The following is a 13,688-nucleotide window of genomic DNA, read 5'->3' on the forward strand; positions in this document are numbered from 1 at the left end:
GTGCTTTACAACCCTCAGGCCTTCTTCACACACGCGGTATTGCTGGATCAGGCTTGCGCCCATTGTCCAATATTCCCCACTGCTGCCTCCCGTAGGAGTCTGGGCCGTGTCTCAGTCCCAGTGTGGCTGATCATCCTCTCAAACCAGCTACGGATCGCGGGCTTGGTGGGCCATTACCCCACCAACTACCTAATCCGACGCGGGCACATCCAACAGCGATAAATCTTTCCCCCGGAGGGCGTATACGGTATTAGCGCCGGTTTCCCGGAGTTATTCCGTACTGCTAGGTAATTTCCCACGCGTTACTCACCCGTGCGCCACTTTCCACCGGGCCGAAGCCCGGCTTCACGTTCGACTTGCATGTGTTAAGCCTGCCGCCAGCGTTCGTTCTGAGCCAGGATCAAACTCTCATGTTAAGACTGCCAGCCGTTGATGCCCGGACACCGAAGCGTCCGGAAATCTCGTGACTGGGGTCCATAGACCCTGCACAAACGCACACAACTAATATGCTTCCAGAAGCCTCAGGCAGATGCCTACCACCGGCGGACACCCTAAACCTCTGTCGGCACAAGTTGGCCTGCGTCTGCGACAGTGTCCGCAATGGCACACCGCCGCCTACGCATCTCTTCCATTTTCACGATGACAAAGAACGATCACACAAAACAACAAACCGGCGCTGCCAGGCAAACCACCACAAGTGGCCGTTCCGGCCGCGCCGTGGGAGGGCTTATACTGGAGCCCACCGGTGCTGTCAAAGGTTAAGTTCGCACCGCCCAAAAGCGCACCCCGGGGGGGCGCACCAACGAACCATTATACGCCTCTCGGAGCCGCCAAACAAGGGGCTCGCGCCGGCCTGGCGCGGCCTAGCCGCCGCCGATACGGGGCTGCCCCCGATTTCCGGCGGGGCCCAGCGAATTGAGAATGCGCGCCGAATCGTTGGCCAGGGCGATGCATTCGGCGATGTGGCTGGCGATTTGCAGACTGTTGTTGACCACCGAACGGGCCTCGGGCCGCTGGTCGTCGAGAATCTTGCTCATCCGTTTGATCACGTCGTTCTGAATTTCGACCAGAAGATCTTCGAGCTTCCATCCCCTGGGATTCTCCGCACTCAGGAGAAACTTTGTCATGGCTGGTCCGTCCCTAGTGTTATGGATCGCCTAAGCAGAGCGCCCCGGCGGCCGATGCCGGATTAGATTAATGCAAAGCAAGCCCGAAGGGAATCCATCGACGTGGCCGGCGCCAGGCTTTGCTTCGGCCGCCGCTGAGGTCACAATGCGAGGCGGCAGCCCCGCGGTAGCAGAGCAGAAAGCGCACGGCGTGAGCGACGACACGGTTCCCAAACTTCCTATCGGCCTGGCGCTTGGCAGCGGCGGCGGCCGCGGCTGGGCCCACATCGGCGTGATCCGGGCGCTGGGCCGGGCCGGCATCGTGCCGGACGTCGTCTGCGGCACCTCGATCGGCGCCCTGGTCGGCGCCTTCTACCTGACCGGCCGGCTCGACTTGCTGGCCGACTGGGCCTGCCGCCTGACCAAGCTGCGCATCCTCAAGTACCTCGACCTCAAGCTCTCGGGCGGTGGCTTCATCGGCGGCAACAAGGTCATCGCCATGGTGGCCAAAAATCTGGGCGACCAGACCTTCGCAGAGCTCGACCGCCCCTTCGCCGCGGTGGCCACCGATCTCGCCACCGGCCATGAGGTCTGGCTGCGCCGCGATTCGCTGGTCGACGCGACTCGAGCCTCGATGGCCATGCCCGGCATCTTCCCGCCGGTGGCGCATGACGGCCAGTTCCTGGTCGACGGCGCCCTGGTCAACCCGCTGCCGGTTTCGGTCTGCCGGGCGCTAGGTGCCCGCTTGGTCGTCGCCGTCAACCTCAACGGCGACCACCAGCGCCTCTACCCGGCCGGCCATGCCTCGGCACCGGACGAGGATCTGATCGAACGGGTCAAGAGCTTCGCCGGCGGCGCCACATCGCCCTCGGCCTGGGCCATCGGCAACCTGTTGCGCCGCACGGAGACGCCGCTGGGCTTCTTGGAGGTCATGGTGGCGTCGCTGAACATCATCCAGGACCGGCTGACCCGCAGCCGCCTGGCCGGCGATCCGCCCGACGTCACCATCGCGCCGCGGCTGGGCGACATCGGCTTGCTCGAATTCGACCGCGCCGAGGAGGCCATCCGCGAGGGCGAGTTGGCGGTGGAGCGCTCCCTGCCGGCTTTCGGCGAGGTGGCCACCATCCTGGGCGGTGGTTGAGCGTCTGGCTGTTAAGTGCGGCCTGGCCAAAAAAATCACAAAATGGGGACACCTACCTTGATGCCTAAGATATAGGCATCAAGGTACGTGTTCCTGTTCAAAAAATCGTGGCCAGGAACGACTTGATACGGTCGGGCTCGGACGGTCCGAAGCGCAGGGCGATACGCTCGCGTTCCATGTCCACCAGCATGGCTTCGACCAGGGGCCGGAAGAGGCCGGCACAAAAGATGATGAAGTGGCGCTCACCGAAGCGCCAGTCGGGAACAGGCTTTTGGTTGGCTCCGTCATCGCCCGTCATGCCTTGGTTGATCAGGTCGATGAACCATTCCTTGCGGCGCTCGAAATCCTCGAAATTGCGCGAGAAATCGACCAGGAGATCGGTCAGGACCTCCATCACCTCCATATCGAAGAAGAAGTCTTCCCAATCGAAGTTATCGCCGGCAGCCTCGCGCAGCCGGCCGAAGGCGGCCGTGCAGCGCTCATGGTAGTCACTAAGCGGGCCGCTGCCGATGGCCAGCTCTAGGGCGTGAAAGAAGCCTGGCAGAATCTCACGCGAGAGGCCGCCATCCTTGGGATCGTTGCCGCCGGCCTCGACGAATAGCGGCGAAACCTGCTCCACCACCAGGCGTCCAAGATGGTTCTCGCGCTTATCGTCGAACTCCTTGTTCTGGCGCGCCTGATTGCATCTGAAAAAGGAATCCTGGAGCAACGCCTTGATGGCGGCATCGCTCTGGCGAAAACGGTCGGCCAGCGCCTCCAGCTCGGCCGCCCCGGTGGTGCCCTTGGGGGCCTCGCGGGCGACGAACAGGAGAAATCGCTCAAGGTAGCTTTCGCTGACGAAGCGGCAGCGTCGGCTGTTCCAACCCTTTGGAGTCCTGACCTCAAACGCCATCACCGGTTTCCCGCATCAAACGCCGCCGTGGTGTATATCGTCGACTTTCCCCGCTTGCCGTCATTTATCCCGCATCGCCCCCCGAGCCATCAAGCTGGACGTCGACATACCCCTGTTCGATGGCCCGCCTCAGAGCCTCGAAGGCCGCTACCGCCTCTTCATAGGCCTCGCGCTTGGCGCGCAGATCGCTGATGGCCTGCGGCGTCTCCGCCGCTTTCACGTCGGCTGCCAACATCTGCGCTGCCTCAAGGTAAGTGGCGCGAAAGCGGGCCACCATGACCGCCATGGCAAGAAAGGACTGGCTGGTGATCTCGGGGATACGCTGATGGATTATTTCCCGGTTGGCCAGCTGGACGCCCCGTTCCACATCGACGAGGAAGCGCTTCTGTTCGCGCAGGGTCTGATAGTCGTCGCCGTGCGTCATCCTTGGTCCCTTTCCCGACGTGGCGTCGATTGAACAGCATTCGTCCGGCCCGTTCAACTGCGACCGGATGGCGGCCGGCGGGAAAACCCTGGTCAAGTCCCGGCACTTGATCGACAATCCCCCGCAATGGTTTTGCCCCTTCGTGGATTCGATATGCTGCTTGCGCTCTCCCTGACCTCGGGCACGCCGCCCCGATGCGCTATGCGATCAGCCCCTGGCCGATCATGCCATGGCCGATGATCTCGAAGGCCTATCGGCCCCCATCGTCGAGGACAACCCCTTCATGAGCAACACCCTTGCTGACCTGTGGCCGGCGATCGTCATCGATACCGAGGAAATGGTGGCGTGACCTCCGCCGACGACAGCTCCGCCCAGGTCTTCCGCCTCGAGGTACCGCCACCGGCCATCCCGGGACGCATGGTGCTGCGGCTGCAGGGCTACCGCGACGTCGCCGCGGTGCGCCCCAGGATCGCCGAAATCGCCGAACGCATGGCCCAGGAGGCGAGTGAACTGGCGGCCCCCGAGGTGGTGGTCTGGCGCGGGCCCCTGGAAGAAGTAGGCGCTGACAGCGTGGGCGTCGCCGGCCAGACCTTCAACAGCCCCACCCTGGCCAGGCTGCTGGCGGATGCGGCCGAAATCCAGGCCGTGGTGCTGTCGGTCGGACCCGGCATCGAGGATCGGGCCCAGGAGATGCTGGCCGCGGGCAAGTCCGTCGAGGCGTTGTTCATGGACACCTGCGGCTGGGCCGCCATCTCGCTCAGCGTGCGCGTCATTCGCCGCCAGCTCGAGGAGCAGGCAACAGACCGCAACATCCGTCTGACGACACGCCTGGCGCCCGGCTACCGGGACTGGCCGCTGGAGGAACAGAGCGCCGTCTTCGCGCTCTTTGGCGAAGCGACGCTGCCGGCCAGCCTCAACGCCTCGGCCGCCATGACACCAAAGAAATCCCTCACCGCAGTATTCGGCGGCCGCCGCGAGCGGGCCTAAGGCCCGCTCTTTTTTGTAGACCCTCACCGGGCGGGCGTGGTTTTTCTTGGGCCCTCACCGGGCGGGCGCATCCGCGCCCTTGGCCTCCGCCCCCAATGGGGGCGGCTTAGTGCGGATAGCGACGGCGGTCTTTATCTATTTCGTGCTTTGTCATTTTGTGCAACGGGAGCAACCGCGACCCGCCGCTACTGCGGCGCGCCCGCGCAGGTTGCGGCTCGAAGGGCCGCCGCCGTGAGCGACAAGAAAACCTAAAGCGGATCTCAGAACCTGAGATCCGCTTTAGGTTCCCGGGGTGCTGTTGGCCACGGTGACAACGGCGTTGCTGACAGCGCGGGTGTTTTCCGAACTGATGGCGACGACGGCCAGCCCCAGCAGCCCCACCACGCCGACGGTCGCTGCCGTCACGCCAAGGCGAAACCCACCAGCGTCGGGATTGGCCGGAAAGGCGCTAGCGCCGGCTGCTTTGCCGGCCCCGGCAGCGGTTGGGGCAGAAACCGGAGCTGGCGGCGCGGCGGCGCTATGGGCGGGGCCGGGAAAGAGTTGCGGATAGGGCACGACTTCGCCGCCCCAGGCCGGCACTTGGGCGGCCAAAAACAGCAATCCTGCCCCGGCCAACCCAAAAGGTCTCATGGCACTCCCCGCAGCAGCGTTCCGGAGCCGGCAAGATAGCAGACTGGAGATTCGGGGTCTAATGCCGTAGTGCCCTGCCCCAGAAATTCAGAGAATGAATTTCTGGGATAAGCAGGCCACTAAACATTTGTTTCTAGTGTGATTCAGATCCCGAATTTCGGCGCATGGAATGCGCCGAACTTCAGAATCATCACACTAGCGCCGCATGGTGAACCTGAGATCGCAGCCCGAGCCGACGTTCGAGGGGTCGTCGAGGTGGGCCATGGCACCGACTGTGACCTGGCCGCGAAATTCGCGGCCCTTCAGCCTCGCTTGCACGTCGAAGAGCGAGTTGTCGGCGGATACGATGGTGGCTTCGAGTTCGTCGTTGACGCTGATGCGGCCGCTCATGGTGATGCGCTCGCCGTGGCCTTCGAGGCGACGGTTGCGCACCGTGACTTCGAGCTCCAGCTCGCTGGGACAGTAGTCGCCGCCGAAAAGCTGCACCGCCCGGGCTCGCCAGGTGCCGTCGAGGGCACGGGCCGGATCGACCTGCGCCGGCAGCCGTACGGCGGCCTGGCGTTGTGGCTGGGGCTGGGGTTTGGGGCGCTTCAGGGCTTGTACGCGCTGGCGGGCCAGGGCGGCGAAGGCCCCTTTGGGGTACTGGCTCAGGTAGGCCTGGTACTCAGCCGCGTTTTTGCTGTCCTTGATGGAATTCCAAAAGGCCAGCTCCACCGTGTGGTCGGGTCGCGGGGCCGCGGCGACGGGGGGTGCGATGGCGGGGGCGGGGGCCGCCGGGCGCCAGGGCGCCGGGGCCGCACGAGCAACTTGCCGCCCCGCATTCTTGCGGATGAAGAGAAAATCGCCACCGTCGTGGCCGGCCCGGCGGATGTCGGAATACTCCGGCGTCTGGTCCGATTCCAGCGCCACCGGCCGTTTGATGGCGGCGAACAGGGCTTGGCCGTCGGTCACCTCGCGGTTCTGCGACAGCGATTCCAGGAAGGCCTTGGTGAACACCGAATGACCGCCGCCACCGGCATCCATCACCGGCTCCAGTCCGCCCGAGACCAGCGCCGTGCGCGAGCGCTTGGCAGCCATGCGCTCGAGCCAGGTGGAACGCTCCTCGGCCGTCTTGATCTTGATCGGCGCCGCCCGCACCAGGGTGCCGGAATAGCAGCTGTCCGCCACCACCATGACATGCTTGGCCCGGATGGCCCGCAGCATGTTGGTGACGTCGCCGTTGGAGATCCAGTTGGCGGGATTGTCCTTGGCGGCGTCGACGGGCAGCCAGAAGCCTTCCTCGGCGTAGCTGTCGAGCACGCCGTGGCCGGCGTAATAGAGCAGCAAGTTGTCGGACGGCTTGAGCTTGCCGCGCAGCTCGGCCATGGCGCCGATCACCTGCTGGCGGCTGGCATCGATCAAGAGCTTTGTTTCGAAGCCGTAAGCGTCCTTGAGCAGCGCCGCCACCGCCCGGGCATCGCCCACTGCCGTTTTCAGCTTGGGCAGTTGGGCATAATTGTTGTTGCCGATGACCAGGGCGTAATAGTTACCAAACGAAAGCTCCGGCAACGCCGCCGGGCGCATCAGGCGCACCGTCTTTTCCGTGCGGTTGCCCCATTCGTCCAGTGCCGCAACCACGAGCACCGTGGCCCCGCTGCCCACCTTCTTTTGCAGCACGATGGCGCCGCCCGGTCCGACCGCGATGGGCTGGCCGTCGAGGGTGGCAAAAACGATGCGCGACTGATCCCGAATGCGGCCCTCGAGCCGCACCGTGTCGCCCTCGAGCGCTACCTCGGCCGGCAGCTCGATCACGGGGGCAACCTTCTCGGCCGCCCCGGCCGGGCCAGCGATTAACGCCAGGGCAAATCCAATGGTGAGAGCCGCGCTTCTCATGCTCACCTCCTCAGGCGGGCTCGAGATAGCCCTGCCAGATGGTGAAGTTGAGGCTATCGCCCTCGGGCCGGTCGGCACCCCACAGTTCCGCGGCCGTGAAACGGACGCTGTAATGGGGTTGCCGCTCCTCATCAGCAACCGGTGCCGCGAAGTCGCCGAGGTTGCGCTCAATGAGGCCCAGCTTGCCGCGGATAAAGATCGGCAGGTGGGCCTCGCCCATGGGCTCCAGGTCGCGCACCCGAACCCGCTCGCCGATGGCCAACGATTGGGCCGGGCCAGCAACGCCGCGCAAAGCCTCCAGCCGACCGGCCAACTCGGCCGAGCTTATCAGTCCCTTCTCCAGCAACAGCTTTTCGCAGGCCGCGAGCCAGAGCCGGGCGTAGTTCTGGTTGATCTCACCCCCCTCCCCGCTGAGCTGCGCCTCCGCCCCGGCGGCCGCTTCCGGCCCCTGGCGGTAGTGTCCCGGCGGAGCGATTTCGACGCTGAACTTGTCGACCCATTCGGGCCAGGAATAGTGACCGTCGGCAAAGAGCTTCATGATGATGGCGATGGCCCGGGCCGCCGCCTCGCCGGCGTAAAGCGCGCCGTCATCGTCGCGGAACAGGCGTTGCAGATCGCTTGGCATGTTGGCTTCGCTCATGACCCGTCCTCGGCTTCGAGTTGATAATCCCAGAGATTGAAGTTGAGGCGATGGTCGCCGCTCGCTGCGGCCCCCCAGATGTCGCCGGCGGCAAAGGAGACGCCGTAGACGCGCTGCAATTCCGCGCCCGAGCCGGCCCCGTGGTGGTGCTCGAAGGCGGCATCGGGAAAGACAAAAATACCGTGTTCGGCCTCCACCCGGCCGACGATGCCGCGCAGATAGCCGGGCAGGTGGGTGTGGCCCTGGCGCTTGGTATCGCGCACCCGCACGCTTTCACCGGCCTGGAAGCGCGGCCCCTCACGCTCGACCCCGGCCAGGGCCTCGACGCGAGCTTCGAGCTCGGCCCGGGGCACCAGGCCGCGCTCGTCCAGCAATTGTTCGGCGGCGGCCAGCCAGTGGTGGTAGAAACGCCCGCCGTCGCGCTCGCAGGCCGCCAGGAAGGCGCTCCGGTTGGCGCCCTCGCGCGTCGGCGCCACGGCGCCCGCGGATTCCGCGGCTGGACCGAAATGCCCCGGCGCCTGGATGTGATAGCCGAGATAGTCGTCCCATTCGGCCCAGTTGTAGTGGCCGTCCTGGTAGAGCGCCATCACCATGGCGAAGGCGTGGGCCTGCCAGGGCTCGGTGAAGACCGGCTCGCCGGCGTCGCGCGGCAGCGCCGCGCCGGCCTGGCGCTCGGGCACGGTCAACTCGGGTATGCCGGGCAGCTTGCGCATGGCGATGGTTCGGCCTCCTCAGGCGGGGTCCAAATAATCGTCCCAGAGATCGATGTTGAGGCTGTCCTGGGCCGCCGCCTCGGGACCCCAGAGATCGCGGGCGCGGAAGCGCACGGAATAGATGTGCTGCGGCTTGTCGCCATCGCCGGCGACCCGGCTGTCGGGCAGGTGGAAGACGCCGTGGTCGCGCTCGACAACGCCCTGTTTGCCACGCACGTAGCCCGCCAGGCGGGTGTGGCCGGCTGGCTCGATGGTCCGGGCCCGCACGGCATCCCCAGGCTTGAAGCGGGGCGCGATGTCGAGGTCGAGCCGGCTGGCCCCGGCGTCCTTGTAAAGGCCGCGTACGGTTTCCAGGTCGACGATGCTCATGGCGAATCACCACCGTTTTGGCCGGCTTTGCCGGCCAGGCCCCGCAACTCGCTCAGCCGGGCCGCGAATTCGGCCTCGCCGAGCACGCCTTTCTCCAGCAGCAACGTAATGGTGCCCTCGAGCCAGCGTTCGTAGTAGCTCGAGCTCAGGTAATAGCCGGGCTCAATGCGTTCCATGGCGTGGCGGAATTCGTCCAGGTTGAAGTGGCCGCCGGCCATGGCGGCGCGGGCCAGCGCCAGCACACGGCCCTCCCAGGCCTGATGAAAGACCACACCGTCGTCATCAGGCACCAGTGGCCCCAACCCGTCGCGGCCGGCCATGTCGTGTACGTCGGTCATCATCGACCTCCCAGGCCTCAGGGCGACGCCACCTTGGCAACGCCGATCATGGCATCGCGGGTGACCAGTGCCGCCAGCGCCTCTTCGTCCAGATCCTCGCTGCCGGCCGGCCTTTCAGGCAGCACCATGTAGCGCACCTCGGCGTTGCTGTCCCAAACGCGTACGCCGACATCGGCGCCGATCTCGGTACCGAACTCGCGCAAGACGCCGCGCGGGTCGCTGGCCGCCCGGGACCGGTAGGGCGCCGATTTGTACCACACCGGCGGCAGCCCCAGCGTGGCCCAGGGGAAGCAGGAACAAAGCGTGCAAACTACAATGTTGTGCACCTCGGCGGTGTTCTCGACGATCACCATTTCCTCGCCCTGCACGGCCTCGAAGCCCATCTCGGCGATCGCCGCCGTGCCATCTTGCATCAAGCGAAGTTTGTAGTCGGGATCGCTCCAGGCTCGGGCCACCACACGGGCGCCGTTCCAGGGCCCGAGCCGGTTCTCGAAGAGGTCGATGAGCTCGTCCAGCGCTTGGGCCTCGATCAGCCCCTTTTCCAAAAGCAGCGATTCCAGCGCCCGCACGCGTAGCGCCGTCTCCGAATCGGGACCCGGAACGTGGCCCGCCTTGCCGGTTGAACTCATGCCATTACTCCCCCGCATACTCCCCATGGACAACGGCGATTATCGCGCTCCCGCGCAAACGGGGCAAGCCGGCTCGAAAACCGGCAATTCTTCGCCTTTGCCTCCGCCCACGCTATCCCGATGGGCCCAACTTGGCTAGAATTCCCGGGCCCTGATGGGGAGCACGCCATGACAGGAACCGGGGATCCGGATCCGCCGCCCGAGCTGATCGCACGCCTGGCGCCACTGGCCACCAGCACGCTGGCCAACGCGCTGGACGAGGTCGGCTTGCCCGACAACGTGGCCGCCGGCGTCGCCGCCGTGGCGCCTGGGCTGCGCTGCGCCGGCCCGGCGCTGACGGTCAAGGAGGTGAGCGGCGATTTCGCCACCTTCGCCTCCAGTGACTTCAAGGTCGGCGCCGTCATCGAGGCCGCCCGGGCCGGCGACGTCATCGTCATCGACGCCGGCGGCGCGCGGGTCTCGACCTGGGGCGGCATGGCCTCCTATGCCGCCAGCCTGAAGGGCATCGCCGGGCTGGTGGTCGATGGCGGCGTGCGCGACCTCGAGGAGATCGTCGAGTTCGGTTTCGCCGTCTTCGCCCGGCACCTGGTCCCCACCACGGGGCGCACCCGGCTCAAGGTCGAAGCCATCGGCGAGCCGATCGAGATCGGCGGCGTCGGCGTGGCGCCCGGCGACCTGGTGGTGGCCGACGGCACCGGCGTGGTCTGCCTGCCAGCCCCACGGGCGGCTGAAATCGTCACCCTGGCCGAACGCTTTGCGACCGACGACGCCGCCGCCATGGCCGACCTGGAAGCCGGCATGACGTTTGTCGAGGTGATGGACAAATATCGCAAAATATGAATTTTGCGGCAGCCATACCGTTGGCGCGCAACCCAAGCTAAAGTGGAAACGTTCCAAGGGGAGGATCGGGCATGACCGAGGGCGGATCCGCCGGCGAGAGCCGCAGGATCGTCTATCTGATCGCCGTCATGACGGTGGTTGCCTTGACCGTCGGCGGTCTGGCCATCGGCACACTTTATGACGCCGCCTTCGAGGAGCAGCGCCAACGCCTGATCGAAACGGCTCAAAGCCGGGCTCGCCTGATGGAGGCGGTAGCGCGTTTCGATGCCGTCTACAGCCAGGATTATCCCCACGGTGCCAGGCAGGCGACGATTTCCCAGGTCGTCGATGCCCACGATAATTTCAAAGGCTTCGGCGAGACCGGCGAATTCACCCTGGCCGAGCGCCGAGGCTCCGAGATCGTCTACCTGTTGCGCCATCGCCACCGGCACGATGACCAGCCGCTCACGCTGCCCTTTGCCACGACCCTGGCCGAGCCCATGCGTCAGGCACTCGGCGGCCGTTCGGGAACCCTGGTCGGGCTCGACTACCGCGGCGTCGAGGTGCTGGCTGCCTTTGAACCGGTAGACGTCCTCGACCTCGGCATCGTGGCCAAGATCGACCTAGCTGAAATTCGCGCCCCCTTCGTCCGCGCCGCCCTGGTTGCCCTCGGCCTGGCCCTGATCGTGGTGGTCATCGGCAGCGTTCTCTTCCTGGCCGCCAGCAACCCCATCATCCGGCGCATGCGGGAAAGCGAGGAGCGCTACCGTTCGCTGGTCGATGCCGCTCCGGACGCCATCCTGCTCGTCGCCGACGACCGCGTCGGCTTTGCCAACGCTGCCGCGGCAAGGATTTTCGGCGCCGCCGGCCCGTCCGACCTGATCGGCCTGGCGGCGGACGACCTGTTGCACCCGGATTGCCGTGACCTGGGCCGCCAGCGCCGCCAGCTCATGATCGATGGCAAGCGCCAGATGCCGGCCACGGAATTGACGGGCCTGCGTCTGGACGGCACGACCTTCGCCTGGGAATCGGTGGCCACCTACTTGACCTGGCAGGGCCGGCCCGCCATGCAGGCCTTGATCCGCGACGTCAGCGAACGCAAGCAAGCCGACGAGGCGCTCAGGCGCAGCGAGCGCGAGCTGGCGGACAAATCACGCATTCTGGAAACCACCTTCGAGTCCATCGACCAGGGTTTCGTGGTCTGGGACGACGAACAAAGACTGGTCGCCTGGAACGAGAAGTGCCTCGAGTTCTGGTATCACCCACAGCACATCGTGCGGCCCGGCATGAAAATGCTGGAGCTCTTGCGCCACATCGCCGGGCAGGGCGGTTTCGGCGCTGGCGAGCCGCAAGCCGCGGCCGAGCGGGAATTTGCCCGCATTCGCCACGCCGGGCCGCAAAGTCAAGACCGTTTCATCATGCTCGACGGCACCATCGTGCGCGTCGACCGCTATCTCATGCCGGGCGGTGGCCACGTCGCCACCTATACCGACATTTCGGAGAGCACTCGGGCCGAGGCTGAGCTCAAACAGGCCCGTGACGATCTCGAACTTCGGGTCGCCCAACGCACCGAGGCCCTGAGCACGGCCAATCTTGCCCTGGCCGAGGCCCAACGGCTGGCCCGCATCGGCAACTGGGAGCGCAGCGTCGAGAGCGACCGCTTCACCTGGTCGGACGAACTCTACCGCATCTTCGGCTTTGAACCCGGCGAGATCGAGCCGACCGTCGATTTGACTCAGGAAATGATCCATCCCGACGACCGGGAACTGGGCACTGACCTAACCGAACGAGTCCTCGGATCCGGCCAGGATATCCACGAGCACGACTTCCGCTTTACCGATGCCCGCGGCAGGCCGGGCGTCGCCCATTCCCGGGTGCAACTGATCCGCGACCAGGCGGGACGGCCACTGAAGTACGTCGGCACCATCCAGGATATCAGCGAGCGCAAGCAGGCCGAGACGGAAGTGGTCGCCGCCAGGGAACGGGCCGAATACGCCGACCGCGCCAAATCCGAGTTTCGGCCAACATGAGCCACAAATTGCGCACGCCGCTAAATGCCATCATGGGCTTCGCCCAGTTGATCATGGCAGGGAATTTCGGGCCGTTGGGGGATGCCCGCTACGAGGAATATACCTCCAACATCTACCACAGCGGCGAGCACCTGCTGCTACTGATCAATGACATTCTTGATCTTTCCAAGATCGAGGCCGGCCAGACTGAACTCTATGAGGTCGAGGTCGATCCCGCCCGCACCATCGAGGACTGCCTGCGCCTGGTCGCGACCGACGCCGAAAAGGCCGGCCTCGAGATCGAAGCCGACATCTCGCCCCGCCCACCAACGCTGAGGGCCGACGAGCGCATGGTCAAACAGATGCTGCTCAACCTGCTTTCCAACTCGGTCAAGTTCACCCAGCGCGGCGGCCGCATCACCGTCGACAGCGGACTCAGGGCCGACGGCGCCCTCGAACTTTCGGTCAGCGACACCGGCATCGGCATCGCGGACGAAGATATGCCGCGGGCACTGGCCACCTTCGGCCAGGTCGAAAGCTCCCTCAACCGCCGCTTCGACGGCACCGGGTTGGGCCTGCCACTGGTCCGGTCGTTGGCCGAGTTGCACAACGGCGGCCTGGACATCAGCAGCCAGCCCGGCGTCGGCACCAAGGTCACCATCTGGTTCCCCAAGGACCGGGTGATGGCGGGGTAGATGTCAGGTATCTGACATCTACCCTTCGATCATGCGCTGACGGATGGCCCGGCGGTCGACCTTGGCCACACCGATCAGCGGCAGCGCCTCGACGAAGACGATCTCGCGGGGGTGGGAATAGGCCGGGCCCTGGTCGAGGCAGAACTGCTTCAGCGCCGCGCCGTCCGCTTGAGTCCCTGTGTCCCCGGCCACCCTCACCACCATGGCCACCGGCACTTCGCCCTTGATGTCGTGGGGCACCGAGACGACACAGACGTTGGCCACGTCGGGATGGCGCAGCAGCAAGTTCTCGACCTCGATGGGATAGACGCTTTCGCCGCCGCATTGAAACATGTCGTCGGTGCGGCCCTTGAAATGGAAAAAACCCTGGCCGTCGATCTCGAAGAGATCGCCGGTGCGCAGCCAGCCGTCGACGATGCGCTGG

At 65.6% G+C, this 13,688-nt stretch carries 16 protein-coding genes and 1 rRNA gene; 5 read left to right on the forward strand and 12 right to left on the reverse strand.

The features are described 5' to 3' along the window. Positions 1–416, reverse strand: a 16S ribosomal RNA gene (locus QGG75_13280); the annotation flags it as partial. Positions 417–863: 447 nt separating this feature from the next. Next, complete coding sequence (locus QGG75_13285; GenBank protein ID MDP6068203.1) at positions 864–1,127, reverse strand: histidine kinase; 264 nt, start codon at positions 1,125–1,127, stop codon at positions 864–866. 190 nt (positions 1,128–1,317) lie between these two features. Here QGG75_13285 and QGG75_13290 point away from each other — a divergent pair, with 190 nt between their 5' ends. Beyond that, on the forward strand, positions 1,318–2,247 hold the full coding sequence (locus QGG75_13290) for a patatin-like phospholipase family protein (protein ID MDP6068204.1): 930 nt from the start codon (positions 1,318–1,320) through the stop codon (positions 2,245–2,247). A 97-nt stretch (positions 2,248–2,344) separates the two neighbouring features. Here QGG75_13290 and QGG75_13295 read toward each other — a convergent pair whose 3' ends face one another. Both QGG75_13295 and QGG75_13300 read right to left on the reverse strand, forming a co-directional pair. Beyond that, a complete protein-coding gene (locus QGG75_13295; GenBank protein ID MDP6068205.1) occupies positions 2,345–3,139 on the reverse strand; it encodes a hypothetical protein in 795 nt (264 codons plus the stop codon). Positions 3,140–3,203: 64 nt separating this feature from the next. Continuing rightward, the gene (locus tag QGG75_13300) at positions 3,204–3,563 is read right to left on the reverse strand and encodes a hypothetical protein (protein ID MDP6068206.1); all 360 of its coding nucleotides are present in this window, start codon (positions 3,561–3,563) and stop codon (positions 3,204–3,206) included. A gap of 345 nt (positions 3,564–3,908) precedes the next feature. Here QGG75_13300 and QGG75_13305 point away from each other — a divergent pair, with 345 nt between their 5' ends. Then, positions 3,909–4,550 carry a hypothetical protein gene (locus QGG75_13305; GenBank protein MDP6068207.1) on the forward strand — a complete coding sequence of 214 codons (642 nt, stop codon included), beginning with the start codon at positions 3,909–3,911 and terminating at the stop codon, positions 4,548–4,550. A gap of 279 nt (positions 4,551–4,829) precedes the next feature. Here QGG75_13305 and QGG75_13310 read toward each other — a convergent pair whose 3' ends face one another. The 7 genes from QGG75_13310 to nthA all read right to left on the reverse strand — a co-directional run bounded on the left by QGG75_13310 (position 4,830) and on the right by nthA (position 9,741). Then, positions 4,830–4,955: a hypothetical protein gene (locus tag QGG75_13310; protein ID MDP6068208.1), complete on the reverse strand. Its 126-nt coding sequence runs from the start codon at positions 4,953–4,955 to the stop codon at positions 4,830–4,832. Between the two features lie 420 nt (positions 4,956–5,375). After that, positions 5,376–7,052, reverse strand: coding sequence for a caspase family protein (locus tag QGG75_13315; protein ID MDP6068209.1), 1,677 nt, complete (start codon positions 7,050–7,052; stop codon positions 5,376–5,378). A 10-nt stretch (positions 7,053–7,062) separates the two neighbouring features. Further along, positions 7,063–7,692, reverse strand: a complete 630-nt coding sequence (locus QGG75_13320) for a nitrile hydratase subunit beta (GenBank protein ID MDP6068210.1) — start codon at positions 7,690–7,692, stop codon at positions 7,063–7,065. Next, entirely contained in the window at positions 7,689–8,405 is a 717-nt protein-coding gene (locus QGG75_13325) for a nitrile hydratase subunit beta (protein MDP6068211.1), read from the reverse strand. Before QGG75_13325 ends, QGG75_13320 begins: the two co-directional genes overlap by 4 nt. A gap of 18 nt (positions 8,406–8,423) precedes the next feature. Beyond that, on the reverse strand, positions 8,424–8,774 hold the full coding sequence (locus QGG75_13330; protein ID MDP6068212.1) for a nitrile hydratase subunit beta: 351 nt from the start codon (positions 8,772–8,774) through the stop codon (positions 8,424–8,426). Then, on the reverse strand, positions 8,771–9,112 hold the full coding sequence (locus QGG75_13335; GenBank protein ID MDP6068213.1) for a nitrile hydratase subunit beta: 342 nt from the start codon (positions 9,110–9,112) through the stop codon (positions 8,771–8,773). Before QGG75_13335 ends, QGG75_13330 begins: the two co-directional genes overlap by 4 nt. 17 nt (positions 9,113–9,129) lie before the next feature. Next, positions 9,130–9,741, reverse strand: a complete 612-nt coding sequence (gene nthA / locus QGG75_13340; GenBank protein MDP6068214.1) for a nitrile hydratase subunit alpha — start codon at positions 9,739–9,741, stop codon at positions 9,130–9,132. A 168-nt stretch (positions 9,742–9,909) separates the two neighbouring features. Here nthA and QGG75_13345 point away from each other — a divergent pair, with 168 nt between their 5' ends. From QGG75_13345 to QGG75_13355, 3 genes are all read left to right on the forward strand, one after another. Beyond that, positions 9,910–10,581 (forward strand): RraA family protein, encoded by a 672-nt coding sequence (locus tag QGG75_13345; GenBank protein ID MDP6068215.1) that lies wholly within the window; start codon positions 9,910–9,912, stop codon positions 10,579–10,581. Positions 10,582–10,652: 71 nt separating this feature from the next. Then, positions 10,653–12,590: a PAS domain S-box protein gene (locus QGG75_13350; protein MDP6068216.1), complete on the forward strand. Its 1,938-nt coding sequence runs from the start codon at positions 10,653–10,655 to the stop codon at positions 12,588–12,590. Beyond that, a complete protein-coding gene (locus tag QGG75_13355) occupies positions 12,587–13,264 on the forward strand; it encodes a HAMP domain-containing sensor histidine kinase (GenBank protein ID MDP6068217.1) in 678 nt (225 codons plus the stop codon). Before QGG75_13350 ends, QGG75_13355 begins: the two co-directional genes overlap by 4 nt. A gap of 18 nt (positions 13,265–13,282) precedes the next feature. On the opposite strand, the gene QGG75_13360 is transcribed toward QGG75_13355, so the two are convergent. Next, positions 13,283–13,688: long-chain fatty acid--CoA ligase (locus QGG75_13360; GenBank protein ID MDP6068218.1), on the reverse strand; the 406-nt coding region annotated here is incomplete at its 5' end.

The organism is Alphaproteobacteria bacterium, from assembly GCA_030740435.1.
Taxonomy (GTDB): Bacteria; Pseudomonadota; Alphaproteobacteria; order UBA2966; family UBA2966.

Excerpts from the sequence above, each read along its gene's own strand:
- nthA (MDP6068214.1), bottom strand. The coding sequence starts at position 9,741 with ATGAGTTCAACCGGCAAGGCGGGCCACGTTCCGGGTCCCGATTCGGAG.
- QGG75_13315 (MDP6068209.1), bottom strand. The coding sequence starts at position 7,052 with ATGAGAAGCGCGGCTCTCACCATTGGATTTGCCCTGGCGTTAATCGCT.
- QGG75_13350 (MDP6068216.1), top strand. The coding sequence starts at position 10,653 with ATGACCGAGGGCGGATCCGCCGGCGAGAGCCGCAGGATCGTCTATCTG.
- QGG75_13355 (MDP6068217.1), top strand. The coding sequence starts at position 12,587 with ATGAGCCACAAATTGCGCACGCCGCTAAATGCCATCATGGGCTTCGCC.
- QGG75_13345 (MDP6068215.1), top strand. The coding sequence starts at position 9,910 with ATGACAGGAACCGGGGATCCGGATCCGCCGCCCGAGCTGATCGCACGC.
- QGG75_13320 (MDP6068210.1), bottom strand. The coding sequence starts at position 7,692 with ATGAGCGAAGCCAACATGCCAAGCGATCTGCAACGCCTGTTCCGCGAC.
- QGG75_13335 (MDP6068213.1), bottom strand. The coding sequence starts at position 9,112 with ATGACCGACGTACACGACATGGCCGGCCGCGACGGGTTGGGGCCACTG.
- QGG75_13295 (MDP6068205.1), bottom strand. The coding sequence starts at position 3,139 with ATGGCGTTTGAGGTCAGGACTCCAAAGGGTTGGAACAGCCGACGCTGC.
- QGG75_13325 (MDP6068211.1), bottom strand. The coding sequence starts at position 8,405 with ATGCGCAAGCTGCCCGGCATACCCGAGTTGACCGTGCCCGAGCGCCAG.
- QGG75_13300 (MDP6068206.1), bottom strand. The coding sequence starts at position 3,563 with ATGACGCACGGCGACGACTATCAGACCCTGCGCGAACAGAAGCGCTTC.
- QGG75_13330 (MDP6068212.1), bottom strand. The coding sequence starts at position 8,774 with ATGAGCATCGTCGACCTGGAAACCGTACGCGGCCTTTACAAGGACGCC.
- QGG75_13285 (MDP6068203.1), bottom strand. The coding sequence starts at position 1,127 with ATGACAAAGTTTCTCCTGAGTGCGGAGAATCCCAGGGGATGGAAGCTC.